This window comes from Spiroplasma ixodetis, assembly GCF_040369795.1.
Taxonomy (GTDB): Bacteria; Bacillota_I; Bacilli_A; order Mycoplasmatales; family VBWQ01; genus Spiroplasma_E; species Spiroplasma_E ixodetis_B.
Map to the genome: position 1 here is coordinate 1,249,837 of NZ_AP028955.1, position 25,844 is coordinate 1,275,680.

General features: G+C 23.9%; 42 protein-coding genes. 29 read left to right on the plus strand and 13 right to left on the minus strand.

Features of this window, described 5'->3' with window-relative positions; translation table 4 throughout:
* Nucleotides 1–89 precede the first annotated feature (89 nt).
* The 6 genes from ftsY to ABWV63_RS08810 all read left to right on the plus strand — a co-directional run bounded on the left by ftsY (nucleotide 90) and on the right by ABWV63_RS08810 (nucleotide 5,140).
* Complete coding sequence (ftsY, locus tag ABWV63_RS08785) at nucleotides 90–1,073, plus strand: signal recognition particle-docking protein FtsY (RefSeq protein WP_353306044.1); 984 nt, start codon at nucleotides 90–92, stop codon at nucleotides 1,071–1,073.
* Entirely contained in the window at nucleotides 1,066–1,380 is a 315-nt protein-coding gene (ylxM, locus tag ABWV63_RS08790; RefSeq protein WP_353306045.1) for a YlxM family DNA-binding protein, read from the plus strand. Before ftsY ends, ylxM begins: the two co-directional genes overlap by 8 nt.
* Nucleotides 1,381–1,395: 15 nt before the next feature.
* Nucleotides 1,396–2,223, plus strand: coding sequence for a TIGR00282 family metallophosphoesterase (locus ABWV63_RS08795; protein WP_353306046.1), 828 nt, complete (start codon nucleotides 1,396–1,398; stop codon nucleotides 2,221–2,223).
* Nucleotides 2,224–2,358: 135 nt separating this feature from the next.
* Nucleotides 2,359–3,240, plus strand: a complete 882-nt coding sequence (locus ABWV63_RS08800; RefSeq protein ID WP_353306047.1) for an alpha/beta fold hydrolase — start codon at nucleotides 2,359–2,361, stop codon at nucleotides 3,238–3,240.
* 5 nt (nucleotides 3,241–3,245) lie between these two features.
* Nucleotides 3,246–4,427 carry a methionine adenosyltransferase gene (metK, locus tag ABWV63_RS08805; protein WP_353306048.1) on the plus strand — a complete coding sequence of 394 codons (1,182 nt, stop codon included), beginning with the start codon at nucleotides 3,246–3,248 and terminating at the stop codon, nucleotides 4,425–4,427.
* A 209-nt stretch (nucleotides 4,428–4,636) separates the two neighbouring features.
* Nucleotides 4,637–5,140: a copper homeostasis protein CutC gene (locus tag ABWV63_RS08810; protein ID WP_353306049.1), complete on the plus strand. Its 504-nt coding sequence runs from the start codon at nucleotides 4,637–4,639 to the stop codon at nucleotides 5,138–5,140.
* Between the two features lie 507 nt (nucleotides 5,141–5,647).
* Here ABWV63_RS08810 and ABWV63_RS08815 read toward each other — a convergent pair.
* The 5 genes from ABWV63_RS08815 to ABWV63_RS08835 form a co-directional block, all read right to left on the minus strand.
* Nucleotides 5,648–6,367: an IS256 family transposase gene (locus ABWV63_RS08815; RefSeq protein ID WP_353306050.1), complete on the minus strand. Its 720-nt coding sequence runs from the start codon at nucleotides 6,365–6,367 to the stop codon at nucleotides 5,648–5,650.
* A 172-nt stretch (nucleotides 6,368–6,539) separates the two neighbouring features.
* Nucleotides 6,540–6,800 carry a transposase family protein gene (locus ABWV63_RS08820; protein WP_353306051.1) on the minus strand — a complete coding sequence of 87 codons (261 nt, stop codon included), beginning with the start codon at nucleotides 6,798–6,800 and terminating at the stop codon, nucleotides 6,540–6,542.
* Between the two features lie 244 nt (nucleotides 6,801–7,044).
* Entirely contained in the window at nucleotides 7,045–7,392 is a 348-nt protein-coding gene (locus ABWV63_RS08825; RefSeq protein ID WP_353306052.1) for a transposase family protein, read from the minus strand.
* Nucleotides 7,393–7,470: 78 nt separating this feature from the next.
* Entirely contained in the window at nucleotides 7,471–7,674 is a 204-nt protein-coding gene (locus ABWV63_RS08830) for a transposase (RefSeq protein ID WP_353307231.1), read from the minus strand.
* On the minus strand, nucleotides 7,670–7,849 hold the full coding sequence (locus tag ABWV63_RS08835) for a hypothetical protein (RefSeq protein ID WP_353306024.1): 180 nt from the start codon (nucleotides 7,847–7,849) through the stop codon (nucleotides 7,670–7,672). The genes ABWV63_RS08830 and ABWV63_RS08835 overlap by 5 nt, the downstream gene beginning before the upstream one ends.
* 124 nt (nucleotides 7,850–7,973) lie before the next feature.
* Here ABWV63_RS08835 and ABWV63_RS08840 point away from each other — a divergent pair, with 124 nt between their 5' ends.
* Nucleotides 7,974–8,225 carry a transposase gene (locus tag ABWV63_RS08840; protein ID WP_353306053.1) on the plus strand — a complete coding sequence of 84 codons (252 nt, stop codon included), beginning with the start codon at nucleotides 7,974–7,976 and terminating at the stop codon, nucleotides 8,223–8,225.
* A 599-nt stretch (nucleotides 8,226–8,824) separates the two neighbouring features.
* Here the strand turns inward: ABWV63_RS08840 and ABWV63_RS08845 are convergent.
* The 5 genes from ABWV63_RS08845 to ABWV63_RS08865 all read right to left on the minus strand — a co-directional run bounded on the left by ABWV63_RS08845 (nucleotide 8,825) and on the right by ABWV63_RS08865 (nucleotide 10,800).
* A complete protein-coding gene (locus ABWV63_RS08845) occupies nucleotides 8,825–9,088 on the minus strand; it encodes a transposase (RefSeq protein WP_353307232.1) in 264 nt (87 codons plus the stop codon).
* A gap of 12 nt (nucleotides 9,089–9,100) precedes the next feature.
* Complete coding sequence (locus tag ABWV63_RS08850) at nucleotides 9,101–9,271, minus strand: hypothetical protein (protein ID WP_353306054.1); 171 nt, start codon at nucleotides 9,269–9,271, stop codon at nucleotides 9,101–9,103.
* Nucleotides 9,272–9,466: 195 nt separating this feature from the next.
* A complete protein-coding gene (locus ABWV63_RS08855; RefSeq protein WP_353305977.1) occupies nucleotides 9,467–9,874 on the minus strand; it encodes a transposase family protein in 408 nt (135 codons plus the stop codon).
* Between the two features lie 7 nt (nucleotides 9,875–9,881).
* Nucleotides 9,882–10,328 carry a transposase family protein gene (locus ABWV63_RS08860; RefSeq protein WP_353306055.1) on the minus strand — a complete coding sequence of 149 codons (447 nt, stop codon included), beginning with the start codon at nucleotides 10,326–10,328 and terminating at the stop codon, nucleotides 9,882–9,884.
* A gap of 73 nt (nucleotides 10,329–10,401) precedes the next feature.
* Nucleotides 10,402–10,800 carry an IS630 transposase-related protein gene (locus ABWV63_RS08865; RefSeq protein ID WP_353306056.1) on the minus strand — a complete coding sequence of 133 codons (399 nt, stop codon included), beginning with the start codon at nucleotides 10,798–10,800 and terminating at the stop codon, nucleotides 10,402–10,404.
* 366 nt (nucleotides 10,801–11,166) lie between these two features.
* On the opposite strand from ABWV63_RS08865, the gene ABWV63_RS08870 reads away from it, so the two are divergent.
* Both ABWV63_RS08870 and ABWV63_RS08875 read left to right on the plus strand, forming a co-directional pair.
* Nucleotides 11,167–11,712, plus strand: a complete 546-nt coding sequence (locus tag ABWV63_RS08870) for an L-threonylcarbamoyladenylate synthase (RefSeq protein WP_353306057.1) — start codon at nucleotides 11,167–11,169, stop codon at nucleotides 11,710–11,712.
* 36 nt (nucleotides 11,713–11,748) lie between these two features.
* On the plus strand, nucleotides 11,749–12,357 hold the full coding sequence (locus ABWV63_RS08875) for a hypothetical protein (protein WP_353306058.1): 609 nt from the start codon (nucleotides 11,749–11,751) through the stop codon (nucleotides 12,355–12,357).
* Between the two features lie 388 nt (nucleotides 12,358–12,745).
* On the opposite strand, the gene ABWV63_RS08880 is transcribed toward ABWV63_RS08875, so the two are convergent.
* From ABWV63_RS08880 to ABWV63_RS08890, 3 genes are all read right to left on the minus strand, one after another.
* The gene (locus ABWV63_RS08880) at nucleotides 12,746–13,633 is read right to left on the minus strand and encodes an IS630 family transposase (protein WP_353306059.1); all 888 of its coding nucleotides are present in this window, start codon (nucleotides 13,631–13,633) and stop codon (nucleotides 12,746–12,748) included.
* 109 nt (nucleotides 13,634–13,742) lie between these two features.
* A complete protein-coding gene (locus ABWV63_RS08885) occupies nucleotides 13,743–14,240 on the minus strand; it encodes an IS1595 family transposase (RefSeq protein WP_353307233.1) in 498 nt (165 codons plus the stop codon).
* A gap of 6 nt (nucleotides 14,241–14,246) precedes the next feature.
* Nucleotides 14,247–14,450 carry a hypothetical protein gene (locus tag ABWV63_RS08890; protein WP_353306060.1) on the minus strand — a complete coding sequence of 68 codons (204 nt, stop codon included), beginning with the start codon at nucleotides 14,448–14,450 and terminating at the stop codon, nucleotides 14,247–14,249.
* 267 nt (nucleotides 14,451–14,717) lie between these two features.
* Here ABWV63_RS08890 and ABWV63_RS08895 point away from each other — a divergent pair, with 267 nt between their 5' ends.
* The 20 genes from ABWV63_RS08895 (at nucleotide 14,718) to atpA (ending at nucleotide 25,828) form a co-directional block, all read left to right on the plus strand.
* Nucleotides 14,718–15,416: a hypothetical protein gene (locus ABWV63_RS08895; RefSeq protein ID WP_353306061.1), complete on the plus strand. Its 699-nt coding sequence runs from the start codon at nucleotides 14,718–14,720 to the stop codon at nucleotides 15,414–15,416.
* Between the two features lie 186 nt (nucleotides 15,417–15,602).
* Nucleotides 15,603–15,827: a hypothetical protein gene (locus ABWV63_RS08900; RefSeq protein WP_353306062.1), complete on the plus strand. Its 225-nt coding sequence runs from the start codon at nucleotides 15,603–15,605 to the stop codon at nucleotides 15,825–15,827.
* Between the two features lie 421 nt (nucleotides 15,828–16,248).
* Nucleotides 16,249–16,380 carry a hypothetical protein gene (locus ABWV63_RS08905; RefSeq protein ID WP_353306063.1) on the plus strand — a complete coding sequence of 44 codons (132 nt, stop codon included), beginning with the start codon at nucleotides 16,249–16,251 and terminating at the stop codon, nucleotides 16,378–16,380.
* Between the two features lie 47 nt (nucleotides 16,381–16,427).
* On the plus strand, nucleotides 16,428–16,706 hold the full coding sequence (locus ABWV63_RS08910) for a transposase (protein ID WP_353306064.1): 279 nt from the start codon (nucleotides 16,428–16,430) through the stop codon (nucleotides 16,704–16,706).
* 41 nt (nucleotides 16,707–16,747) lie between these two features.
* A complete protein-coding gene (locus tag ABWV63_RS08915; protein ID WP_353306065.1) occupies nucleotides 16,748–16,921 on the plus strand; it encodes a hypothetical protein in 174 nt (57 codons plus the stop codon).
* 28 nt (nucleotides 16,922–16,949) lie between these two features.
* Nucleotides 16,950–17,075 carry a hypothetical protein gene (locus ABWV63_RS08920; RefSeq protein WP_353306066.1) on the plus strand — a complete coding sequence of 42 codons (126 nt, stop codon included), beginning with the start codon at nucleotides 16,950–16,952 and terminating at the stop codon, nucleotides 17,073–17,075.
* A 316-nt stretch (nucleotides 17,076–17,391) separates the two neighbouring features.
* Nucleotides 17,392–17,577, plus strand: a complete 186-nt coding sequence (locus ABWV63_RS08925) for a hypothetical protein (RefSeq protein ID WP_353306067.1) — start codon at nucleotides 17,392–17,394, stop codon at nucleotides 17,575–17,577.
* A gap of 41 nt (nucleotides 17,578–17,618) precedes the next feature.
* Entirely contained in the window at nucleotides 17,619–18,011 is a 393-nt protein-coding gene (locus ABWV63_RS08930) for an IS3 family transposase (RefSeq protein ID WP_353306068.1), read from the plus strand.
* Nucleotides 18,012–18,093: 82 nt separating this feature from the next.
* Nucleotides 18,094–18,516: a transposase family protein gene (locus tag ABWV63_RS08935; RefSeq protein WP_353306069.1), complete on the plus strand. Its 423-nt coding sequence runs from the start codon at nucleotides 18,094–18,096 to the stop codon at nucleotides 18,514–18,516.
* Between the two features lie 108 nt (nucleotides 18,517–18,624).
* Nucleotides 18,625–19,032 carry a transposase family protein gene (locus ABWV63_RS08940; protein WP_353306070.1) on the plus strand — a complete coding sequence of 136 codons (408 nt, stop codon included), beginning with the start codon at nucleotides 18,625–18,627 and terminating at the stop codon, nucleotides 19,030–19,032.
* Nucleotides 19,033–19,309: 277 nt separating this feature from the next.
* Nucleotides 19,310–19,450, plus strand: coding sequence for a hypothetical protein (locus ABWV63_RS08945; RefSeq protein WP_353306071.1), 141 nt, complete (start codon nucleotides 19,310–19,312; stop codon nucleotides 19,448–19,450).
* A gap of 531 nt (nucleotides 19,451–19,981) precedes the next feature.
* On the plus strand, nucleotides 19,982–20,626 hold the full coding sequence (gene upp, locus ABWV63_RS08950) for a uracil phosphoribosyltransferase (RefSeq protein ID WP_353306072.1): 645 nt from the start codon (nucleotides 19,982–19,984) through the stop codon (nucleotides 20,624–20,626).
* 8 nt (nucleotides 20,627–20,634) lie between these two features.
* Nucleotides 20,635–21,036 carry a hypothetical protein gene (locus tag ABWV63_RS08955; RefSeq protein WP_353306073.1) on the plus strand — a complete coding sequence of 134 codons (402 nt, stop codon included), beginning with the start codon at nucleotides 20,635–20,637 and terminating at the stop codon, nucleotides 21,034–21,036.
* The gene (locus ABWV63_RS08960; protein ID WP_353306074.1) at nucleotides 21,037–21,843 is read left to right on the plus strand and encodes a F0F1 ATP synthase subunit A; all 807 of its coding nucleotides are present in this window, start codon (nucleotides 21,037–21,039) and stop codon (nucleotides 21,841–21,843) included.
* 101 nt (nucleotides 21,844–21,944) lie between these two features.
* The gene (gene atpE / locus ABWV63_RS08965; protein WP_353307234.1) at nucleotides 21,945–22,163 is read left to right on the plus strand and encodes an ATP synthase F0 subunit C; all 219 of its coding nucleotides are present in this window, start codon (nucleotides 21,945–21,947) and stop codon (nucleotides 22,161–22,163) included.
* Nucleotides 22,164–22,214: 51 nt separating this feature from the next.
* Nucleotides 22,215–22,655 carry a hypothetical protein gene (locus tag ABWV63_RS08970; RefSeq protein ID WP_353306075.1) on the plus strand — a complete coding sequence of 147 codons (441 nt, stop codon included), beginning with the start codon at nucleotides 22,215–22,217 and terminating at the stop codon, nucleotides 22,653–22,655.
* Nucleotides 22,645–23,037 (plus strand): transposase, encoded by a 393-nt coding sequence (locus tag ABWV63_RS08975; RefSeq protein WP_353306076.1) that lies wholly within the window; start codon nucleotides 22,645–22,647, stop codon nucleotides 23,035–23,037. Before ABWV63_RS08970 ends, ABWV63_RS08975 begins: the two co-directional genes overlap by 11 nt.
* Before the next feature lie 113 nt (nucleotides 23,038–23,150).
* Nucleotides 23,151–23,678, plus strand: a complete 528-nt coding sequence (atpF, locus tag ABWV63_RS08980; RefSeq protein ID WP_353306077.1) for a F0F1 ATP synthase subunit B — start codon at nucleotides 23,151–23,153, stop codon at nucleotides 23,676–23,678.
* 12 nt (nucleotides 23,679–23,690) lie between these two features.
* On the plus strand, nucleotides 23,691–24,233 hold the full coding sequence (locus tag ABWV63_RS08985; protein ID WP_353306078.1) for a F0F1 ATP synthase subunit delta: 543 nt from the start codon (nucleotides 23,691–23,693) through the stop codon (nucleotides 24,231–24,233).
* 11 nt (nucleotides 24,234–24,244) lie between these two features.
* A complete protein-coding gene (gene atpA / locus ABWV63_RS08990) occupies nucleotides 24,245–25,828 on the plus strand; it encodes a F0F1 ATP synthase subunit alpha (protein WP_353306079.1) in 1,584 nt (527 codons plus the stop codon).
* Nucleotides 25,829–25,844 lie beyond the last annotated feature (16 nt).

Below are 25,844 nucleotides of genomic sequence, written 5' to 3' on the forward strand. Positions count from 1 at the left end.
TCATATTATTAATATTTTAATAAAATTAAAGTATTAATGTCATAAATAACTAGTTATTTATTGGTATAATAAACAATGTAGGTGAAAATATGGCATTTTTTAAAAATTTAAAGACAAAATTATTTGGTCAAAAGACAACTAAATATGATCAGGGCCTTAAAAAGTCAAGAACATTATTTGCATCTAAAATTAAAGCATTAGCAGCGCGTTATCATCAACTTGATGAACAATATTTTGAAGAATTAACTGAAGTATTAATTTTAGCAGATGTTGGATACAAAATGGCAGAAACTATTACTGATGAAATTCGTCATGAAGCCAAAATCCAAAAATTAACAAAACCAAAAGATATTAATGATATTATTATTGATAAAATGTTTGTTATTTATACTGATGGTCAGTTGGTTTCTACAAGATTAAATTTTAGTAGTAATAATATTTCGTTATTTTTAGTTGTTGGTGTTAATGGTAATGGTAAGACAACATCAGCAGCTAAATTAGCAGCTAAATTAAAGACACAAGGTAAAAAACCAATTCTAGTTGCTGCTGATACTTTTCGTGCTGGTGCAGTTGAACAATTACAAATTTGAGCAGAAAGAATTGGAATTCCTTGTTATTTAGGAACACCAAAGCAAGATCCAGCTAGTGTTGTTTATGCTGGAATTGAAGCAGCTAAATCTGAAAGTTGTGATGTTATTATTGTTGATACGGCAGGAAGATTAGAAAATAAAGTTAATTTGATGCAGGAGTTGAAAAAGATTAATAAAATTATTACTCATAAATTAGGACATGAAGCTAATGAAACATTGTTAGTAATTGATGGTACAACTGGACAAAACGGTATTAATCAAGCGCAAGAATTTATGAAAATTGTTTCTTTGACTGGCATTATTTTAACAAAAATAGATGGCACTGCTAAAGGCGGTATTATTCTTGCTATTAAGGAAGAATTGGATATTCCTGTTAAATTAATGGGTTTTGGTGAAGGTATTAATGACTTGGAAGAGTTTGATTTAGATAAGTATATTTTTAGTTTAACAAGTGATTTGTTTGTGGAGTATGAAAATGAATAATTTAGAAAAACAAGTTTTATATTATAGTTTATTTGCTTTTTATAATACATTATTAACAGCAAAACAAAAACAATATTTTACAAATTACTTTATTGAGAATTTATCTTTACAAGAAATCGCTGATTTACAAAAAGTATCACGAACGGCTGTTCATGATAGTCTACAAAAAGTTATTATTTTATTAAATAAATATGAAAGTAAGTTGCATCTTTATGAAAAATATAAACAACGACAAGTAATATATGAAAAATATACGGAAAAGTATAATTTTATTAAAGTTTTACAAGAAATTGATAAAATAGAATAAAGCAGGTGGAAATTAATGAAAATTTTAATAATTGGTGATATTTACAGTATTGTTGGTAGACAAATGGTTAAATATTGAATTCCTAAAATAAAAAATGAATATGAAAATCAATTTAAGATTGATTTAGTAGTTGCGAATGGCGAAAATACTACGCATGGTAAATCATTATGTAAAAAACACTATGATGAATTAAAAAATGCTGGTATTGATATTATTACTACCGGTAATCATATTTTTGGTCATCCTGATGTTGCTAAGTATATTAATACAACTCCCGATTTATTGCGTCCTTTAAATTATAATCCTTATCATCCAGGTAATGGTACAATTTTAGTTAAAGTTGGTAATAAAAAAGTGCGTGTAACAAACTTAATTGGTCGTACTTTCATGGATAAATCTGATAATCCTTATTTTGCTCTTGAACAACTTATTACGATTGATAAACAAAATAGTGAAGAAAAAAGTGACATTCATATTATTGATTTTCATGCTGAAGCAACAGCAGAAAAGTTATCTTTTGCTTGAAATTTTGATGGTCAAGTTACTTGTGTGGTAGGAACTCATACTCATGTTCAAACAGCAGATAATCGTTTATTACCAAAAGGTACCGCTTTTATTAGTGATGTTGGAATGACAGGCCCGTTTTATTCTATTATTGGTTCTAAAGCTGAAGAAGTTATTATTCGTGATAAAAAAAGTATGCCGGCCAAATTTAGTCCAGCAGATGGCGAAGGTCAATTTTCAGCTATTTTATTAACTATTAATGATGAAACAAATAAAGCACAAAAAATTGAACGTATTTTTATTCATCCACAAGCAGCTAATTTTAAAATTTACGAATAATTACAAATATAGGAAGGGACTAACTTTAACATGATATGAAACAATGCTAATTTTTTTACTGAACAAAATGGTTTATATTCGATTTTAATTGGGATTAGTATATTAGTAATTTTAATAATTTTAAGAATTTTATTAATGGCAAAAATTAAAGACAATATTCATGTACAACAAGCTGCTGAAATACGAGAAAAGGTAATTATTTTACGTGATGGTTATGAAGTAAAATTATTTAAGCAAATGGTTGATAAAAGTACAGTCATTATTATTTGTGCTCATGGCTTGCAAGGTCAAAAAGATGATTTTAAATTACTAAGTTCTTTTTGTAAAAAATCACAACTATCTTTGATTACTTATGATCGAAGAGGTAATGGTAAAAATGGACAAGATTGAAAATTTAAATCATTAGGTACTGATATTAATGATTTAAAAGATATAATAAGTGCAGTAAAATATAAATATCCCAATCAAAAAATTATTGTTTTTGGTGAATCATTAGGCGCAGCTATTGCTAGTCATGCTGTTAAAAATAATTCACAAGTATCAGCGTTAATTACTAGTAATTTAGTAACTAAAAAAAATCTTTATCAATTTTCATTAATTTTTATTATTTGTTTTTGTTTTGCTTTTATTTTTAATTCTAATATTCAAATGCCAATCTATGTTGAAAATAAATATATTTCTAGTAATAATGCTCATATTACTAATATAAATCAAAGATATAGTAATCGTCAAAATTGATCATTACGTTTTTTACTACAATTTAAAAAAATTAATAAAAAAAGTATAATGGAAATTAGTAATTCAAAACTTCCAACGTTAATCTTGCAAAGCGCTGATGATGTATTTAGTGATTTTCATCAACTTAAAATTAATAAAAAATATTGGAAGAAACATCATAGTTATGTTTTTATTTTTGATGGTAAACATGCTTTAATTAATGAACCTAATATTAAAGATATATTTGATAATGAAATTATGCCATGAATTACAAAAAATATTTTACTTGAGAAAGGTTAAAAAATATGAAATTAATACCTAATATTACCCATCCTCTTTTTACTAGTGAGTCTGTTGCTCCTGGTCATCCTGATAAGATTTGCGATCAAATTGCTGATGCAATTTTGGATGCTTTTTTAAAACAAGATCCACATGCCAAAGTAGCATGTGAGGTTTTTATTACTACAAATTTTGTTTTAATTGGTGGTGAAGTTCATAGTCACACTCAAGTTGATTATCAAGCAATTGCGCGAAAAGTTATTACTGAAATTGGTTATATAAATGATGAAATTGGATTCAATGGTTTTACTTGTGAAATTAAAGTGTTAATTCATGAACAATCACCTGATATTTTACAAGGTGTTGAATTAAAAAATCATCAAATTGGTGCTGGTGATCAAGGAATAATGTTTGGTTATGCATGTCAGCAAACATCAGAATATATGCCATTAGCAATTGTTTTAGCACATGAATTAATTAAACGAGCTACAAAATTACGAAAGGAAAAAAAATTTAAGTATGTACTTCTTGATATGAAAGCGCAAGTTACTATTGATCAAGAAGACCCTAAAAATTTAAAAATACATACTATTTTAATGAGCATTCAACATCAAGCAAATTATGATGAAAAACAATTTAAAACATTTATTCATACAGAAATTATGCAATATATTGCTAATAAATATCATTTAAATCTTGATTTTAAATATTTAATTAATCCAACCGGTAAATTTGTAATTGGCGGACCTGCTGGTGATACTGGTTTAACAGGAAGAAAATTAATGGTTGATACTTATGGTGGAGCTGCTTGTCATGGTGGGGGAGCTTTTTCAGGGAAAGATCCCACTAAAGTTGATAGAACGGGTGCTTATTATGCTAGGTATATCGCTAAAAATATTGCTGCTGCTAAATTAGCAAAGATTTGTGAAGTACAATTAGCTTATGCAATTGGAACTCCTGAACCAATTGCAATATTTGTTAATACTCATCAAACTATTATTTCGGGTTTAACAGAGGAAAAATTAACAGAAATAATTTATCAAGTCTTTGATTGTTCTGCTAGTGCTATGATTGATAAATTAGAGTTATTTAAACAAAATTATCAACAATTATCAACTTATGGTCATTTTGGTAGAAATGATTTACAATTACCTTGAGAGAAATTAGATAAAGTTAGTTTATTGAAAACTTATTTACCAAAAAAATAAGATGGTGATAAATATTTTATGTTTTTAGAAGTAATAGCTACATCTTTAAAAAATTTAAATTTTTATCAAGTTAATATAAAAAAGATATAGAAAAAATTAATAATTATTTAGCTGATCAAGTTGAACTTTGTACTGCTATGGAATTTGGTGGTTATAATCCAAGTTATTAATTGATTGCTGAAGCATGTAAAATTTCATTGAAACCAGTAATGGTTATGGTTAGAAATAATAATGGTTTTAATATTACTGATAATGATTTTAAAATCTTTAAAAGAGATATTGAATTTATTAAAACAACTCATGCATCAGGTATTGTTTGTGGCATTTTAACTAAAGATAATAATATTGATGTTGAAAGAATAAGTGAAATTATTAAATTAGCAAAGCCTTTAAAAATAACTTTTCATCGTGCTTTTGATGAAATTTTTAATAAAAAACAAGCTTTAGAACAGTTAGTAAAATTAGGTGTTACTACAGTTTTAACTTCTGGTGGTCAAGATAATATTGTGAATAATATTAATAAATTTAAAGAATTAAAGAAACTAAATTTACCAATAAAAATTCTTGCTGCTGGTGGAGTTAATTTAGAAAATGTTAATGTTTTATTAAAAAACAGTATTAATGATATTCATGTTGGAAAATGCGTGCACGAAGATAATATTTTTAATATTATTAATTATAAATTAATTAATAATATTAAAAATATTGCATAAATAATAAAAAGTTTTATAATAGATAAGATTAAACATTTAACAAGGTTGCTGTTCTTTTAGTACAAAAAAAAGTAACCTTTATTGAGAGGCTTTTTAAAAATCTGTGTATCTTTTTACAAAGTTACTAGTTTAGATTAATTCTATCTTCAAATTTTATCATAAAATGAGCAATTGCTGTATTTCAATTGAGGCTTTTTAAAAATCTGTGTATCTTTTTACAAAGTTACTAGTTTAGATTAATTCTATCTTCAAATTTTATCATAAAATGAGCAATTGCTGTATTTCAATTTTGAATGGGCAGTGTTCATTTTTTTTGTTATATTTTCAATTGCTAAGTAAAATATTTTAAAAAATGCCATATCATTTGGAAAAACTTTTTTATTTCTAATAACTTTTCGTAATTGACTATTAACAGATTCGATAGCATTTTTTGGGACTTTCCTAAAAACTGTGTTTTTTAAATAAATTTTAGTTGTAAAATCACTAAGTTACACAGATTACTAAACATTACCCATTTTTTGTATAAATCACTCTTTTGATTTCTGCAGGATAACTAATAAAAACCATTAAATTATCTCAATTTTTATATGATGATTTAGCAATTTGAGGATATTGTTTATTTCATTTACTTTCAAAAGATTCTAAAGCTTGCATTGCTTGTTCTTCACTACATGCACTATAAATTGGTTTTAAATCTGTAACTAGTGATTTTCTATGTTTGTATGAAACATATTTTAAACTATTTCTAATTTGATGAACTGTGCATAATTGATGTTCGGTTTTAGGATAAACTGATTGTATTGCTTCTGACATTCCTGTTAAATTGTCACTACAAGCAATAAGAATATCATTTAAGCCTCGATTTTTCATTTCTGTGAAATTAGATAATCAAAACTTAGAACCTTCATTTTCACTAATTCATAAGCCTAAAACATCTTTTTTACCTTCTAAATCAACTCCTAGTGCTATATAAACTGATTTGTTAATAATTAGTTTATCTTGTCGTACTTTAACTACTATACAATCAAAATAAACAATCGGATAAACACTTTCTAATGGCCGATTTTGTCATGCTTTAACATCATCAATAAAATCATCAGTAATTTGGCTAATAACACTTTCACTAATATCAGCACCATGATATAGCTCTTGTAACTGCATTCTAATATCTGATAAAGTCATGCCTTTGGCATATAATAGACATATTCCGTAAATAAATTTAATCAATTGTCAATAATAATATTTATAAATTTTTTAGTGTTAATAATTATAGAAGTTAATATTTTTAAAAAAATACTTTAAAAATAAATTGATATTTCAAACACAAAAATTGTTAATATTATTTTTATATTAACTTGATAAAAATTTAAATTTTTAAAAAAATATTAAAAATATTTTTTTATTTTAATGGTTTTGTTTTATTAAAAATTTCACAAAGTAAGTTAAATCTTAAGTACATAAGTCTAAATATACTTTTTCTAGATTTATTTATTAAAATTTTGAATATTTTTAATCAAGCAAAAACATGTTCGACTTTAATTCTAATTTTTGAAATAATTTTATTGTAGTTTTTTTCTTGTTTAGTTAATTTTTTATTTTTAGTTTTTTTAATTGGTAATATAGTATTTTTATAAATATTTTGTATTCCTTGATATCCCAAATCACCAATAATTATTGTTTTTTCTGAAAATTCAAGATTTTAATTTTTTAATATTTGAAAATCATGTACTTTTCCATTATCAGCAAAAATAGCAACAATTTTTTTATTAAAAAAGTCATATATAATTTGAAATTTTATAGAAAACATTCAACTTTTACCAGAAAAATATTCTAACTGTAGTTTTTTTTAGTTGGTCTTTCAATTTCAATTTCAGTTGAATCAATTAAATAAAATTGAAATTCATTTAAATCTTCTTGTTTTTTCTCAATTTTTGATTTATATTTTTTTTTAAAAACTGATAATCTTTGTCATCACTAAGTTTATTTTCTGCTCAAGTAATATTTCGAAAACAACTTGATGCACTCATTTTATATTTAATACTCATTTGGAAAAAAGTATAATATTCTTTTCAGTATACTAAAGTCATCATCAATCTTTCTTCAACTGAAAGTTTATATTTTCTACCTTTAGTTTTTTTTAAATTTTCTATTTCAATTAATTTTGTTAACATTTCATCAAAATGAAAACGTTTTATACCAAAATATCTATAAAATTGTTCATTTTTTAATTTTTTTAAATTTTCAAAATTCATTTTTATCAACACCTTATTAATTTATTAATAAAGAAATTATAAAATAAATTTTAAATTATTAATTGACTTTTAAAAAATTTATTTACGGAATATGTCTAATGAAAGAACTTGTTGATCAAAACTGTCAAATCTTCTTTGTCTTTTTGCGACTATTACTGGCTCAAAATTACTATTACGATCTCGTGGTACATTAATCTCAATTTTACCTTGTTGAGTTATTAATTTTTTTGAACTTATACCATTACGAGCATTTTCACTATTATTATGTTGATTTTTTTTAATATCCTAAATAATTTTGCATTTCATAATTCAACATTTTTTCAACTAATCTTTTTGTTAATTCTTTATATAAACCTCCTTCTTTAAAAACTGTTGTTAAATCTTCAGTATTTTCTAATAATAAATCTACTGCTTTTGATATTGGATCATTATTATTAATATTTTGTTTTTTAGACATACGTAACTCACTCTTTCTAGTTATTTAATTTTATTTACTAGAATTAATTAAACATAGTTATTTTTGTAAGTTACACAGATTACTAAACATTACTAAATCATGATATAAAAATTGAGATAATTTAATGGTTTTTATTAGTTATCCTGCAGAAATCAAAAGAGTGATTTATACAACAAATGCTATTGAATCTGTTAATAGTCAATTACGAAAAGTTATTAGAAATAAAAAATTTTTTCCAAATGATATGGCAGTTTTTAAAATATTTTACTTAGCAATTGAAAATATAACAAAAAAATGAACAATGCCCATTCAAAATTGAAATACAGCAATTGCTCATTTTATGATAAAATTTGAAGATAGAATTAATCTAAACTAGTAACTTTGTAAAAAGATACACAGATTTTTAAAAAGCCTCGAAACCAATTATTTTAATTTCATTTGTTTACTTAATATTAAAGTTGACAGTCAATTATTTCCAAATATAAATTCAGAAATTAGTAACATTACTCAAAAAAATATTTTCTTTTATTACTTATCAATATCAGGTGTCTTTATATTCAAATAATTTTAAAAGTAATTTGAATAGTTTTCTTAGTGATAATTTATTTAAATTACAATTTAATTATTATAGTGATATTAGTTTTGCATTGGATGATACTTTTAAAATAGAAAGTGACTACCAATGATGTCAACAACTCCTTTTTATTATAAATTCACAATTAAAAAATAATTATTTTCCCAATATTAATCTTTTACAAAATAAATTTTTAATGATTACTTTTAATAAAAGTTTTATAGCAAATGAGAACTGAAACATCCCCTTATATATATTCTTAATTGATGACTCCTATGCTAATAAAATTCAAATAACTTCATTTATAAAAGTAAATTTCACTAATATTTTAATTATTTCCCTAAAAAATAACTTAAGTAATAATTTTAAACTTAATTTACTAAATCAAAAACCTTTTATAGCTAACTAAAGTAATGTTTACTCATATCTTGAAAAAAATCAATCGCTTTTTTAATATTTGGTCAATAATTTGGTAATATTTTTCTTATATTATGTTTTATAGCAAATCAAAAATGTTCAATTGGATTTAAATTAGGAGAATATGGTGGAAGAAATAATAGTTTGCATCCAGCATTTTCAATTAATTGTTGTATTAATTTAGATTTATGAAACGTTCCATTATCTAAAACTATAATTTGTCCACACTTTAATACTGGAATTAGTATATTTTTTACATATTATTCAAAAATTTTACTGTTGCAATGTCCTTCAAATGCTCATAGGGCTTTTAATTTACCTTTATTTAGTGAACCAATTATACTCATTCTTTTTATTTTATATGCGGATTTATTATCAAATAATCTTTTACCTTTTTCAGATCAACCATATTTATAAAATTCATTAGACATATTCCGTAAATAAATTTAATCAATTGTCAATAATAATATTTATAAATTTTTTAGTGTTAATAATTATAGAAGTTAATATTTTTAAAAAAATACTTTAAAAATAAATTTATATTTCAAACACAAAAATTGTTAATATTATTTTTATATTAACTTGATAAAAATTTAAATTTTTAAAAAAATATTTTTAATATTTTTTTATTTTAATGGTTTTGTTTTATTAAAAATTTCACAAAGTAAGTTAAATCTTAAGTACATAAGTCTAAATATACTTTTTCTACATTTATTTATTAAAATTTTGAATCTTTTTAATCAAGCAAAAACATGTTCAACTTTAATTATAATTTTTGAAATAATTTTATTGTAGATTTTTTCTTGTTTAGTTAATTTTTTATTTTTAGTTTTTTTAATTGGTAATATAGTATTTTTATAAATATTTTGTATTCCTTGATATCCCAAATCACCAATAATTATTGTTTTTTCTGAAAATTCAAGATTTGAATTTTTTAATATTTGAAAATCATGTACTTTTCCATTATCAGCAAAAATATCAACAATTTTTTTATTAAAAAAGTCATATATAATTTGAAATTTTATAGAAAACATTCAACTTTTACCAGAAAAATATTCTAACTGTAGTTTTTTTAGTTGGTCTTTCAATTTCAATTTCAGTTGAATCAATTAAATAAAATTGAAATTCATTTAAATCTTCTTGTTTTTTCTCAATTTTTGATTTATATTTTGTTTTTAAAAACTGATAATCTTTGTCATCACTAAGTTTATTTTCTACTCAAGTAATATTTCGAAAACAACTTGATGCACTCATTTTATATTTAATACTCATTTGGAAAAAAGTATAATATTCTTTTCAGTATACTAAAGCCATCATCAATCTTTCTTCAACTGAAAGTTTATATTTTCTACCTTTAGTTTTTTTTAAATTTTCTATTTCAATTAATTTTGTTAACATTTCATCAAAATGAAAACGTTTTATACCAAAATATCTATAAAATTGTTCATTTTTTAATTTTTTTAAATTTTCAAAATTTATTTTTATCAACACCTTATTAATTTATTAATAAAGAAATTATAAAATAAATTTTAAATTATTAATTGACTTTTAAAAAATTTATTTACGGAATATGTCTATTATCATCAATTCCAGATTCATCAATATATACTAAATCTTCATTCATTATTTTAGCTATTTCTTTTAAAAAATCTTCTTGTTTATTTTTATCTCTTTGTTCATATAGAAAAGTTTTTTTATATGTATAATTTAGTTTTTTGAAATAGTTATAAAATGTTTCTTTAGTCATATCACCAAATTTTTCAATTACTTTTTGAACTGTAACATCTTTATTTTGCGCTAAATAATTTTTTAATTCATCTAAATCCTTTATTTTGTGGCTATGTCCTTTTTGATAATTCAAAATTGGTTTTATATGCCCAGTTTCTTTTTTTCTTTTTCTTCATAAGAATAAAGTCTTTCTAGTAATATTGAACACTTTACAAATTTCTTTAATTTTCATGTTTTTACTTTCATAGGCTTCTATTACTTTTCTTCGTAAGTCTTCACTGTATGGTTTTGGCGTAATTTAATCTTCCTAATCTATTTTAAATATTGCTGAATTGTACTTTTAAATTCAAAAACTGTTTAAATTACATATTATTATTTTATATTATTTATGAGTAAACATTACTTTAGTTAGCTATATATTAAATTAAGATGTTTATTAAACCATTAATTAATTATTTTCCAATCCTTAATTAGTAATTTTAAGGTTTATTTTAAATTACAAATATTATTTATAAGTTTTTTATTCATTATTTTGAAACAACTATTATATTTAAAATAATAGGTGTATAATTTAGTTAAAATTTATAGTGGTGTTTTCGTGATAACTTTACAGCTAAATCAAATTAAAGAAATTAGCCAAATCATCGCTAATGGCGAAGTGGTTGCTTTACCAACAGATACAATTTATGGTCTTGTTTGTAAATTTGATGATGACAAAGCTATTAATAAAATTTATCAAATTAAAAAACGTGATTATAGTAAAGAAATGCCAATTTTAGTTGCTAGTTGAGAGAAAGCTAAAAGCATTGGTATAATTAGCGATCAATTACAGTCATTTTTAATAAATAATTTTAGTGCTGGTAAAGTTACTGTTATAGTTTTAAAACAACCTAGTTTAAACACATCATATTGAATAAATAAAAAGACAATAGCGATTAGAGTTAGTGCTTCACATTTTATTCAAAAATTAATTAAATTAACAGGGCCTTTAGTAGCTACAAGTTGTAATTTAAGTAATGAACAACCAATTAACGATTATCATAATATAAAATTGCCTAATTTAAGGTATAGAGTAGCAGGTGAGATTTTAACAAATAAACCATCAACTATTTTTAATAGTTTTAATGATAAAATTATTAGATAATAATTAGATAACAGTATTAAAAAAGGAGATAATACTATGAATTGATGAATAATTTTAATTATTATTGCATGAACAATAATATTGATTTTATTAATTGCACTAATTTTATTAATTAAAAAAAATAAACAAAATAAAATATTAAAAATTACTAAAGATATAAATACTTTATATAAATACTTAAAATTAAAAAAAATAAATACTAAAGAATTACCAGTCTCAATAGAAAAAATTAAAGAAGATATTTATTATAGTGACAAAGTAATTTTGGGAAAGTATGAAGAACTTAATAAGATTTCTGGCCAAAATATTTTGCTAAAAACTGAATATAGTGCTGCCAAAAAATTATTTTTACGTTATAAAATTAAAGACGTTAATCTTATCAAATCATCAGATTTTATACCTTTAAATCAAATAGACTTGTTAATTTCACAAAATAATCTTTATTTTATTGATTCTTTTGAACTACAAATAATACCATTAGTTGATGTTAAAAGTATTACATTTTTTTGAGAAAAAAATAATTATATAAAAAATAAACAAAAATATATTGGTATTGAAATTAATTTTCAAAATAAACCTTTATTTTTTCTTTTTAATAAATATGAAGAAGCAATTAGTTTTTCTGTTCATGTTATTAGTTTATAACAATTATTATTTAATAATTAAAAATTTTGCTTTTTTTGTGAAAATGATATAATTATACAAAATATATTATTAGAAGCAAAATTATGTCAAAAAAAACTTTAAATTTAATACTTGAAAGTTTATTCAATTTACTGGCTTTTTTTAATTACTTTAGGAATTATTTTTTCTTTTTCTTCTTTTAAAGTTAGCCTATTGTTATATTTTGGTTTAGTATCAGTATTAATAGGTTATATTAATATTTTAATGGCTTTTATCTCCATTTATGTACTATTTTTAAATTTTATCACATAAACGGAGATAAAAGCCTATCTAGGAAATTATCCCCACATGTATATAAATCAAACACAAAATTATAGTTTCAAAACTAGGTATCTTATTGAATTTATAGCTAACTAAAGTAATGTTTACTCATATCTTGAAAAACAAAATCAATCGCTTTTTTAATATTTGGTCAATAATTTGGTAATATTTTTCTTATATTATGTTTTATAGCGAATCAAAAATGTTCAATTAGATTTAAATTAGGAGAATATGGCGGAAGAAATAATAGTTTGCATCCAGCATTTTCAATTAATTGTTGTGTTAATTTAGATTTATGAAACGTTGCATTATCTAAAACTATAATTTGTCCATGCTTTAATACTGGAATGATTATATTTTTTACATATGATTCAAAAATTTTACTGTTGCAATGTCCTTCAAATGCTCATAGGGCTTTTAATTTAACTTTATTTAGTGAACGAATTATACTCATTCTTTTTATTTTATATGCGGGTTTATTATCAAATAATCTTTTACCTTTTTCAGATCAACCATATTTATAAAATTCATTATCATCAATTCCAGATTCATCAATATATACTAAATCTTCATTCATTATTTTAGCTATTTCTTTTAAAAAATATTCTTGTTTATTTTTATCTCTTTGTTCATATAGAAAATTTTTTTTATATGTATAATTTAGTTTTTTGAAATAGTTATAAACTGTTTCTTTGGTCATATCACCAAATTTTTCAATTACTTTTTGAACTGTAACATCTTTATTTTGCGCTAAATAATTTTTTAATTCATCTAAATCCTTTATTTTGTGGCTATGTCTTTTTTGATAATTCAAAATTGGTTTTATATGCCCAGTTTCTTTTTTTATTTTTCTTCATAAGAAAAAAGTCTTTCTAGTAATATTGAACACTTTACAAATTTCTTTAATTTTTATGTTTTTACTTTCATATGCTTCTATTACTTTTCTTCGTAAGTATTCACTGTATGGTTTTGGCATAATTTAATCTTCGTAATATATTTTAAATATTGCTGAATTGTAATTTTAAATTCAAAAACTGTTTAAATTACATATTATTATTTTACATTATTTATGAGTAAACATTACTTTAGTTAGATATATATGCATTTTCTTTTGCATATAAATGAATATTGTGTTTAGAAACTTTTATGTGTGTTCGGAAAGTTCGTTGGATGTGTTTTCATGCAGATTCAATCTGGTTTGTGTTTACACCTCTTGATGACACATAGCCAACTTCATGATTTACGATTTCATGTTTGTGATAGAAATTTTTGAAACTTCCATATCCCTTCCAATAATCCGTAAATAGACAACACCCAGTAGAAATGTGTTTCAATGCAAATCATAAAAGGTTTTTCTCATCTGCTTTTTTCAATACTTTCACAATTAGTTTGTTGCTCGTTTTCTCATAAACTCCAACAATCAAGGTTTTATTCAACAAGGTTCTTCCTTGTTGAATAAAACCTACATGTGAAAGATACATTTCATCCATCTGTGCTGTGCCATCATCAATGAACCCTGCATCTTGATTCCAAATTCTAGTTCTGAGTTCATGACCCATTCTTCAAGCTGTTTTATATGTCACACCCAATTACCTTGCAACATCTGTTGATGGTATACCATGCTTTGTGTTTATTCATCTAAAGAGGAGATAAAACCAAGATGTCAAAGGTGTTTGTGACTTGTGAAAAATGGTGTCATGAAGAATACTAAATGTTTGATGACATTTCAAACATCTTATTCTTCTCAAATCAGAAACATTCAAACTAGAAGAAGCACACCTGATACATTTCATTACTTTCAACTTCACTATATATTTCAAACAATCGTTTTCATTTTGAAATATGCTATTGAAAAATTATTTCAATTCATTTTTTCCTCGACACTAGTACATGTGGGGATAATTTCCATTTTAATTTACTATATTTTTATTTGAACAAATAGTTATAAAAAATATTCAAGAAAACAAAATAATAATCAGTTAATAATCAAAAATAATTAAGAAATATAAAGTTAAAACTAAGAAGATTAGTTTTTTCGAGAGAATAATAGGTGAAAAAATATGAGAAAAATATTAAAAGTATTTAAAGCGATGTTTTTAACGAGCATTATTTCTTTACCGCTTATTGCATGTGATAAGGTAAATGATGCAAATCAAAAATATGTTGATATTAGTAATATTAATATGGAAGTTACTAATGCTCCTGTTGAATTAAATAAAGATATTTATAATACAGCTTTAATTAAATTTAAAACTAAAGTAAAAACTGAAATTAGTAAATTAGTTCCAGAAGGAAAAAAGCAAGAAAATGGTACTGATTATAAAATAACAATTCTTAATCATGATGATATGTATGCTAAAATTAATAAATTTGAATCACTTACTGTTAATGTATCTGCTTCAAATAATAGTAATTTTTTAAAAGATAGTTTTAATGCTTGTGTAAAATTAGTACCAAAGGCTAAAGACATTAGTAATATTAATATTGATAAGCAAGAAGAAAAAATTAAAATTAATACCACTACTTTTGGTGAAACAATTGCTTTACGTTGTTTATCATTAATTGAAAGTAAAATTAACGCTATTGTTCCAATAGCAAAACAAGATAGTGACTATGTTGTTAATGTAGAAGGTCATATTTTATCAGAATCTATTAAAACATTTGATGATGTTCATATTAATGTTAATGCTGTTGAAGATGATTATCATTTTTTATTACATGGTAGTTTTAGTTTTGTCTTAGCATTTGTTAAAGATTAATTTATATTATTTTGGGTAATAAAAAAGATAACTTAATTTTCATTATTATCATAAAAATAAAGTAGTATAGTATGGGGTAAGCATGTCAGAAGTAGAAAAGTTATTAACAATTAATTATGAAAATGTTTGTAATTTTTTAAAAAAAAATATGGATGTATTTCAAAAAATTATTTTTCAGATGCAACAATGTCTAAGAAATCACAAGGAATAACAAGGGGAAAAGAAGGCTTATATATTAATCATATTGATGAAGATAAAGCAATTTTGTTATCTACTCCCAAATGAGCTCAAAAGTCACCATTTGCCTATCAATATGCTGATCGATTAGTTTATTGTAATTTATTAGAACATTTGTTTTTACATATTAAAATTTTTGAATATCCTCATCCAAATAAACATAATTTTATGTAAGTTGGTGTTGGTGTAATTTATGCTTTTATTGTTCGTGAATTAAATGATATTTATAGTGGTATTCAATATAAAAAACCATGAAAAAAGAAAGTTACTGAAGTTGTTTTACCATTAAAAGAAGATTATTTTAAATGTATTAAAAAATTAGTAGAACTTGGGTTTTCTTATCCTTTGTTTACTTCTTTTAATCATCAATTTGGTACACGAAATAATAGAAATAATAATAAGTTATATGAAGAAATGAAAAAAAATGGGTGTTAAACAGTAACTTTTTTTTATTGTTATTTAATCATAAATAATAAATGTTAGTAAATTACCAACATTTATTTTTATTAAAGACATATTCCGTAAATAAATTTTTTAAAAGTCAATTAATAATTTAAAATTTATTTTATAATTTCTTTATTAATAAATTAATAAGGTGTTAATAAAAATTAATTTTGAAAATTTAAAAAAATTAAAAAATGATCAATTTTATAGATATTTTGGTATAAAACGTTTTCATTTTGATGAAATGTTAACAATGGATGGGTTACACTTTATTGGACACTAATTACGTAGACAAGTGAACAAATTAGTTAAAAGAAAGGAATTATAATTATGGCCAATATTAACTCATATTCAGATGAATTTAAAAAACAAATAGTAGTTTTATATCAAAGTGGTAAGTCAGTGTCTTGTCTTGCTAAAGAGTACACTGTTACAAGAGCAGCTACTTATAATTGAATTAAGCAATTTACTAATTCAGGCATTTTTAAAACCAAAGATAACCGTTCTGTTGAAGAAAATGAATTAATTAAATTAAGAAAAGAATTAAAACAATTAAGAATGGAAAATGATATTTTAAAGCAAGCAGCACTAATAATAGGCAGAAAATAGAAATTATTACTAAAAATAAAGTTAAATATAAAATTCGTACAATGTGTCGTTTTTTAAAAATATCTAAATCAACATATTATTTTAATTTCAAGAAAAAAGAAGATAAAATTCAAAATAATATGTATGATGAAGCTGTTATTAGTGCTTTTAAAGAAAATAAAGAAGCTTATAGGAAAAAGAAGATTAAAAGTTGTTCTAAAAGAAAAGAAAATTAATTTATCAAGACGAAAAATTAAAAAAATTATGAATAAACATAATTTAATATCAAAATACACTAAATTATCATACAAAAATTATCATAATAAAGTCAATGATAGTCAAATTACTAATCTTGTTAATAGAGACTTTAATAATAGGCTTAAAAATTAAGTTATTGTTAGTGATTTAACTTATGTTCAAGTTAATGGTAAATGAAAATATAGACATATTCCGTAAATAAATTTTTTAAAAGTCAATTAATAATTTAAAAAAATTAAAAAATGAACAATTTTATAGATATTTTGGTATAAAACGTTTTCATTTTGATGAAATGTTAACTGGATGGGTGACACTTTATTGGATACTAATTACGTAGACAAGTGAACAAATTAGTTAAAAGAAAGGAATTATAATTACGGCCAATATTAACCCATATTCAGATGAATTAAAAAAACAAATAGCAGCTTTATATCAAAGTGGTAAGTCAGTGTCTTGTCTTGCTAAAGAGTACAATGTTACAAGAGCAGCTACTTATAATTGAATTAAGCAATTTACTAATTCAGGCAGTTTCAAAACCAAAGATAACCGTTCTGTTGAAGAAAATGAATTAATTAAATTAAGAATGGAAAATGATATTTTAAAGCAAGCGACACTAATAATATGCATAAAATAGAAATTATTACTAAAAATAAAGTTAAATATAAAATTCGTACAATGTGTCGTTTTTTAAAAATCTCTAAATCAACATATTATTTTAATTTCAAGAAAAAAGAAGATAAAATTCAAAATAATATGTATGATGAAGCTGTTATTAGTGCTTTTAAAGAAAATAAAGAAGCTTATGGAACAAGAAGATTAAAAGTTGTTCTAAAAGAAAAGAAAATTAATTTATCAAGACGAAAAATTAAAAAAATTATGAATAAACATAATTTAATATCAAAATACACTAAATTATCATACAAAAATTATCATAATAAAGTCAATGATAGTCAAATTACTAATCTTGTTAATAGATACTTTAATAATAGGCTTAAAAATGAAGTTATTGTTAATGATTTAACTTATGTTCAAGTTAATGGTAAATGAAACTTAAGACATATTCCGTAAATAAATTTTTTAAAAGTCAATTAATAATTTAAAATTTATTTTATAATTTCTTTATTAATAAATTAATAAGGTGTTGATAAAAATGAATTTTGAAAATTTAAAAAAATTAAAAAATGAACAATTTTATAGATATTTTGGTATAAAGCGTTTTCATTTTGATGAAATGTTAACAAAATTAATTGAAATAGAAAATTTAAAAAAAACTAAAGGTAGAAAATATAAACTTTCAGTTGAAGAAAGATTGATGATGAATTTAGTATACTGAAAAGAATATTATACTTTTTTCCAAATGAGTATTAAATATAAAATGAGTGCATCAAGTTGTTTTCGAAATATTACTTGAGTAGAAAATAAACTTAGCGATGACAAAGATTATCAGTTTTTAAAAACAAAATATAAATCAAAAATTGAGAAAAAACAAGAAGATTTAAATGAATTTCAATTTTATTTAATTGATTCAACTGAAATTGAAATTGAAAGACCAACTAAAAAAAACTACAGTTAGAATTTTTCGGTAATGTTTAGTAATCTGTGTAACTTAGTGATTTTACAACTAAAATTTATTTAAAAAACACAGTTTTTAGGAAAGCCCCTATTTTCTGGTAAAAGTTGAATGTTTTCTATAAAATTTCAAATTATATATGACTTTTTTAATAAAAAAATTGTTGATATTTTCGCTGATAATGGAAAAGTACATGATTTTCAAATATTAAAAAAATCAAATCTTGAATTTTCAGAAAAAACAATAATTATTGGTGATTTGGGATATCAAGGAATACAAAATATTTATAAAAATACTATATTACCAATTAAAAAAACTAAAAATAAAAAATTAACTAAACAAGAAAAAATCTACAATAAAATTATTTCAAAAATTAGAATTAAAGTTGAACATGTTTTTGCTTGATTAAAAAGATTCGAAATTTTAATAAATAAATGTAGAAAAAGTATATTTAGACTTATGTACTTAAGATTTAACTTACTTTGTGAAATTTTTAATAAAACAAAACCATTAAAATAAAAAAATATTAACTTCTATAATTATTAACACTAAAAAATTTATAAATATTATTATTGACAATTGATTAAATTTATTTAAGGAATATGTCTTAAGTTTATTAAAAAGTTAATTGACAATGATTTTGATTAATTATTGGTAATTGTTCACTATTAATACTTGTTATATCGTTATTTCTTAATAATGGAGTTCTTTCAGATATTTGTTGTTCGTTATTACTTTCAACATTAATATCAGAAATATTTGTCGGAAAACATTTATCATAAATATTGAAATGGAAGTGCCAATTCCATACCCTAGTTTAGAGCCTAAAAATGCTCCAATAAAAGTTGAACCTGCTATAGTAACCATTATTCCAAAGAGTGCCATTCCTGCTTCTGGATCATGGAAAAATTCCTTATTTTTTGAAATTAAATCATAATAAAAATAACTTATACCACCTAATGCTGTACTACCACCTAATATTCCACCTGTATATGTAAATTATTTTTTAATTTTTTTCATTTTTTCTCCTTTCAAAATAAAAAAACTATTTATTTTAAAATTAAAATAATAGTTTAAAAACTTGTATGAAGTTTTATATTTTAATTTTAACATAAGATTTTTTTTGATAAAAATAAGACAAAAATTACTATTAATAGTTTATTTAAAATATATAATTTTCTATATCAATAAAAGAAATTTATTAAATTTATATTTTAGATTATATTTTTTAAAATAAAAACAAAGTTATTAAAATAAAATTTATAAATTATATTTTTATTTAATTAATTTTGAACTATAAGAATGTTATTGCCAATTAAAAAAATAATTTTTGAATAAATCTTTTATCTTTTTTCGTTATTTTTATTGTTATTTTATTGATTTATAAATTAAAAGGCGTAAAATCTCATATTAGTATATATTTTAAATTATTGAAAATATACGCATTAAAGATAAAGGAGTGTTTTTAGTGGAAAGTAGTAAAAATCTGTTTATTGTTAATCATCCTTTAATACAAGATAAATTAACAAGAATTAGAAATCACTTAACCCAAAAAAAAGATTTCAAAGAGAATTTAAGCGAAATTGCAACGTTAATGGCTTATGAAGTATTTAAAGATATTCCTCTTGATGAAATTGAAGTTGAAACACCCATTACTAAAGTTATTGGTAAAACATTAACCAAGACAATCATTCTTTCTCCGATTTTAAGAGCAGGATTAGGGATGACAAATGGATTTGAGTATGTAGTACCTAATGCAATTATTAGTCATGTTGGTCTTTATCGTGATGAAGAAACTTTAAAACCACAAAAATATTTTTTTAAATATCCCAAAAATATTAAAAATATAAGTGATGCATTAGTATTTATCTTAGATCCAATGCTTGCTACTGGTGGTACTGCTGATGCCGCTATTAAAGAATTAAAAAAAGTAGGTTTTAAAAACATTACTTTAGTTTCCATTGTAGGAGCGCCAGTAGCTATTAAGAAAATTAATCATAATCATCCTGATGTTAAGATTTTTTTAGCAGCGTTGGATAAAAAATTAAATGATGATGGTTATATTGTACCTGGATTGGGTGATGCTGGTGATCGAATTTTTGGAACTAAATAAATATTTTAATGGAAAAAATTAGAAATAACCTTTTTTTTTCAATACTTTTTACAATGTTATGCTATTGATTATTAATTAATGTAGGATTAATTATAACTGTTATAATTAATACAAACCATTGGTTATTAATTGCTGGATTTAATATTGGTTTTGTAGGAAGTATGATTGGGTTATGCTTTTTATATTTATCGTCAAAATGATTAACCAGCGGAATACATTTAAAACAAACCTTAGCATATTTTGGATTCTTATTAAGAATGTTAATTTATGGTTCAATTATAGTTTTGAATATTTTCTTTAATTTTGCTAATATTTTTACTATAATTGCCGGAATGTCAATATTAATGGTTGCTACTATTACTGCAACATTATGTGTATATCAAAAAAATAACTTAAAAGAAGGAATTTAAATGGAAACTTTAGCTGGATTGGAAAGTTGGAACTATTTACAAATTATGCCACAATTGGTAACAATTTTGATAACAACAGTCTTTATCAGTGTTATTAGTTATATTTATTATTATAAAGTAAAACGAATGAAGCCTGATGAAGATCCAAGAGGTATTGTTTTAGTTGTTGAATTAATAATTAAATCAGTTGAGAGAATTGTTGTTGATGTTCTTGGTGTAAAGTATAAAAACCTGACAGTTTATTTGTTATATGTAATGGGTTATATTTTAATTGGTAATTGATTATCGATTATTGGTTTTGAACCGCAGTCATCAATGTATACGGTTACTTTATCAATGGCATTAGTTACTTTTATTGGAATATATTATATTGCTATTAAATTTCAGAAACTTTTATTTTTTAAAAAATTTATTATTAACCCTCTAGAATTAATTACTCAATTTGCGCCTTTGATTTCTTTATCTTTTCGTTTATTTGGTAATATTTTAGGCGGAAGTATTATTTTGGCAATGCTTTATGGGGTAACTGCTAATATTTGAAGTAATATCCCAATTATTGGTCAGATGAATTTATTAATTGGTGTAATTGGACCATTTTTACATATTTATTTTGATTTATTTGCCGGAAGTATCCAAGCCTTAATTTTTGGGACCTTAACTCTTGTTTATTGGAAGTTACAAATGGAAGAAGTAAGTTCTCATAAGGGAGAACTTACTATTAAATTACCAAAAAAACTTCGTAAACAACAAGCAATAAATCATGAAGAAGAAATTTATACCGAACGTTCAATTATGGAAAAAAAATAAAACATAAAAAGGAGAATTTATTTATTATGGAATTATTAACAACAGTAATGACACATGTCTTTCATTTTTTTAATCATTTAGCAGCTGATCCTAATGGATTGATGAATTTAAAGTTTGTTGGAGCCGGAATTTCAACTATTTCTTGTGCAGGAAGTGGAATTGGTCAAGGTTTTGCTGCTGGTAAAGCTGTTGAAGCGGTTGCTCGTAATCCTGAAGTAGAATCTAAAATTAGAACACAATTTGTTATTGGTGCAGCTATTGCCGAGTCAGGTGCTATTTATGGATTGGTTGTTTCTGTAATTTTAATATTTGTAGCATAAGGTATTAAAAAATAGGAAATTATCCCCACATGTACTAGTGTGGAGGAAAAAATGAATTGAAATGAATTCAATAGCATATTTCAAAATGAAAACGATTGTTTGAAATATATAGCGAAGTTGAAAGTAATGAAATGTATCAGGTGTGCTTCTTCTAGTTTGAATGTTTCTGATTTGAGAAGAATAAGATGTTTGAAATGTCATCAAACATTTAGTATTCTTCATGACACCGTTTTTCACAAGTCACAAACACCTTTGACATCTTGGTTTTATCTCATCTTTAGATGAATAAACACAAAGAATGGTATACCATCAAAAGATGTTGCAAGGGAATTGGGTGTGGCATATAAAACAGCTTGAAGAATGGGTCATGAAATCAGAACTAGAATTTGGAATCAAGATGCAGGGTTCATTGATGATGGCACAGCACAGATGGATGAAATGTATCTTTCACATGTAGGTTTTAAAAAAACAAGGAAGATCCTTGTTGAATAAAACCTTGATTGTTGGAGTTTATGAGAAAACCAGCAACAAAATAATTGTGAAAGTATTGAAAAAAGCAGATGAGAAAAACCTTTTATGATTTGTATTGAAACACATTTCTACTGGGTGTTGTTTATTTACGGATTCTTGGAAGGGATATGGAAGTTTCAAAAACTTCTATCACAAACATGAAATCGTAAATCATGAAGTTGGTTATGTGTCATCAACAGGTGTAAACACAAACCAGATTGAATCTGCATGAAAACACATCCGACAAACTTTCCGAACACACATAAAAGTTTCAAAACACAATATTCATTTATATGCAAAAGAAGCTGCATATAAATTCAATAAGATACCTAGTTTTGAAACTATAATTTTGTGTTTGATTTAGATACATGTGGGGATAATTTCCTATATTGGCTTTTATCTCCATTTATGTGATAAAATTTAAAAATAGTACATAAAGGGATAAAAGCCAAAAAATATTAAAAAGTAGGTGATTTTATGAATTTTAATTTCAATGATTTAGTATCAGGTGATGATATTGTTAATCAATTATTTCCCAATCTTCCTGTTTTTATTGCTCATATTTTTGCAACATTAACTTTATTAATGGTACTTTGAAGATGAGTTTATGCTCCGTTTCGTAAGTCTTTACATTCGCGACATTTAGTAATTAAAGAAAAACTTGATGATGCTGCTTGCAAGCAATCATTAGCTAATCAAGATCGTGGTGAAGTTAGTCAAATATTAAAAGCTGCTAAAATTGAAGCTCAGGAAATTATTGCTAATGCACAAAATGATGGTTACAATAAGCGTAAACAAATTATTGATAAAGCGCAAGAAGAGAGTATGCGTATTACTAATCAATCAAATCGTGATTTAGTTCGTGCTCGTAAAGAGGCAGAAGCAAAGATTAACGAGGAAATCAAAGTAGTAGCATTAGAAGCAGCTAAAAAAATTATTGGCGCTGAAATGAATGCTAAAAAACATGAACAATTAATTACTGATTTTATTAAGAATTTGGAATAGTGGTGAAGTTAAATGATAGATGAATGATTAGCTAATCAATGAAGTAATGGTCTTTTTCAATTAGCAAGAGAAATAAAAAAAATTACTCAATTTGCTGAAGAAAGTAATAAATTAATTGATATTTTTACTACTTATTCAGAATTTATTGATATTACTAGTAGTAGTAATTTAACTATTGAAACACGTAAACAAATTATTAGCGAAACTTTTAAAAATCATATTGAACCATATATGTTAAATTTTTTCTTTTTGTTGATTGATGAACATCATTTCCAGTGTGTTCGTTTCATTTTAAAAGAATTTCGCAAATTATGTAATGAATATCAAGATGTAAACTATGGCATTATTTATTCAGTAATAGAACTTTCAAACCAACAAATAAATCAAATAAAATTGAAAATTGAGAAAGTCATTAAACATAAGATTAAAGTTGTTAACAAGATTGATAAATCATTAATTGGCGGTATTAAAGTTAAAGTACGGAATCAAGTTTTTGATGGTTCGGTTAAAGGTCAAATTGATCAATTAAAACAAGAATTATTAAGTCATGAATAGAGGTAAAACAAATGTCCTTAAACGTTAATCAAATTTCAGAAATTATAAAAAGCCAAATTAAAAATTATGGTAAAAAAATTAGTACTAATGAGGAAGGCGTTGTTGTTACTGTGGGTGATGGAATTGCACTAATTCATGGTTTAGATAAGGTTGTTAATGGTGAATTAGTATTTTTTCCTAAAAGTAATATTTATGGTATGGTTTTGAGTTTAGAAGAAACTGCTGTTGGTGTTATTTTAATGGGGGATGACACGGGTATCAAAGAAGGAGATATTGTTAGTAGAACAGGTAATGTTGTTGAAACACCAGTTGGTAATATGCTTTTAGGAAGAGTTGTTAATGCACTAGGGCAAAAGATTGATGGTAAAGGTCCAATTAAAACTACGAAAACTAGACCGATTGAAAGAATAGCGCTGGGTGTGATGACTAGAAAATCTGTATCAGAACCTTTAGCAACAGGATTATTATCAATTGATGCAATGATTCCGATTGGCAAAGGTCAAAGAGAGTTAATAATTGGTGATCGTCAAACTGGAAAAACAACGATTGCTATTGATACTATTATTAATCAAAAGGGTAAAAATGTTTTTTGTGTTTATGTTGCTATTGGTCAAAAGGCTTCAACTGTTGCTCAAATTGTTGATAAATTAACACAATTAGGGGCAATGGAGTATACAACTATTGTTGCTGCTACTGCTAGTGAAGTTGCTCCTTTGCAGTATATTGCTCCTTATACAGGAGTAACTATTGCCGAAGAATGAATGGAAGAAGGTAAAGATGTCTTAATTGTTTATGATGATTTGAGTAAACATGCAGTGGCCTATCGTGCTATTTCTTTATTATTAAGACGACCACCAGGAAGAGAAGCTTATCCAGGAGATGTTTTTTATCTTCATTCACGTTTATTAGAACGTGCAGCTAAATTAAATGAAAAACATGGTGGTGGGAGTATTACTGCCTTACCTATCATTGAAACACAAGCCGGTGATATTTCTGCATATATTCCTACTAATGTTATTTCAATTACTGATGGTCAAATTTTTTTAATGTCAGAATTATTTAATGCTGGAATTCGTCCAGCAGTTGATGTGGGTTTATCAGTTTCACGGGTAGGTTCATCAGCACAAATTAAAGCAATAAAACAAGCAGGCGGAACATTAAAATTAGAATTAGCGCAATTTCGTGAATTACAAGCTTTTTCACAATTTGGTTCTGATTTAGATGAAAATACTAGAGCTGTTATTGAACATGGTAAACGTGCCATTGAAATTTTAAAACAAAAACAAAATGAACCATTAAATCAAATTGATCAAGCAATTATTTTATTAGCAATTAAAAATAAGACAATTAAATGATTACCAGTAGAAATGATGGATTCTTTTAAAAAGGAAGTAATAACTTATTTTCAAAAACAACAACGAAAAAATTATTTAAAATTACAGCAATATCAAGCGTTTAGTGAAGAGTTACAAGTGAGCATTAGTCAAGGCATTATGCAGGTTGTTTATAATTTGACCAATAAGTTAAATGACTATAATCCTAAAATGTATGGTAGTCTTGAAGAATGGGAAACATTAATTAAAACATTCAAATAATGTATTTAGGAAGGTA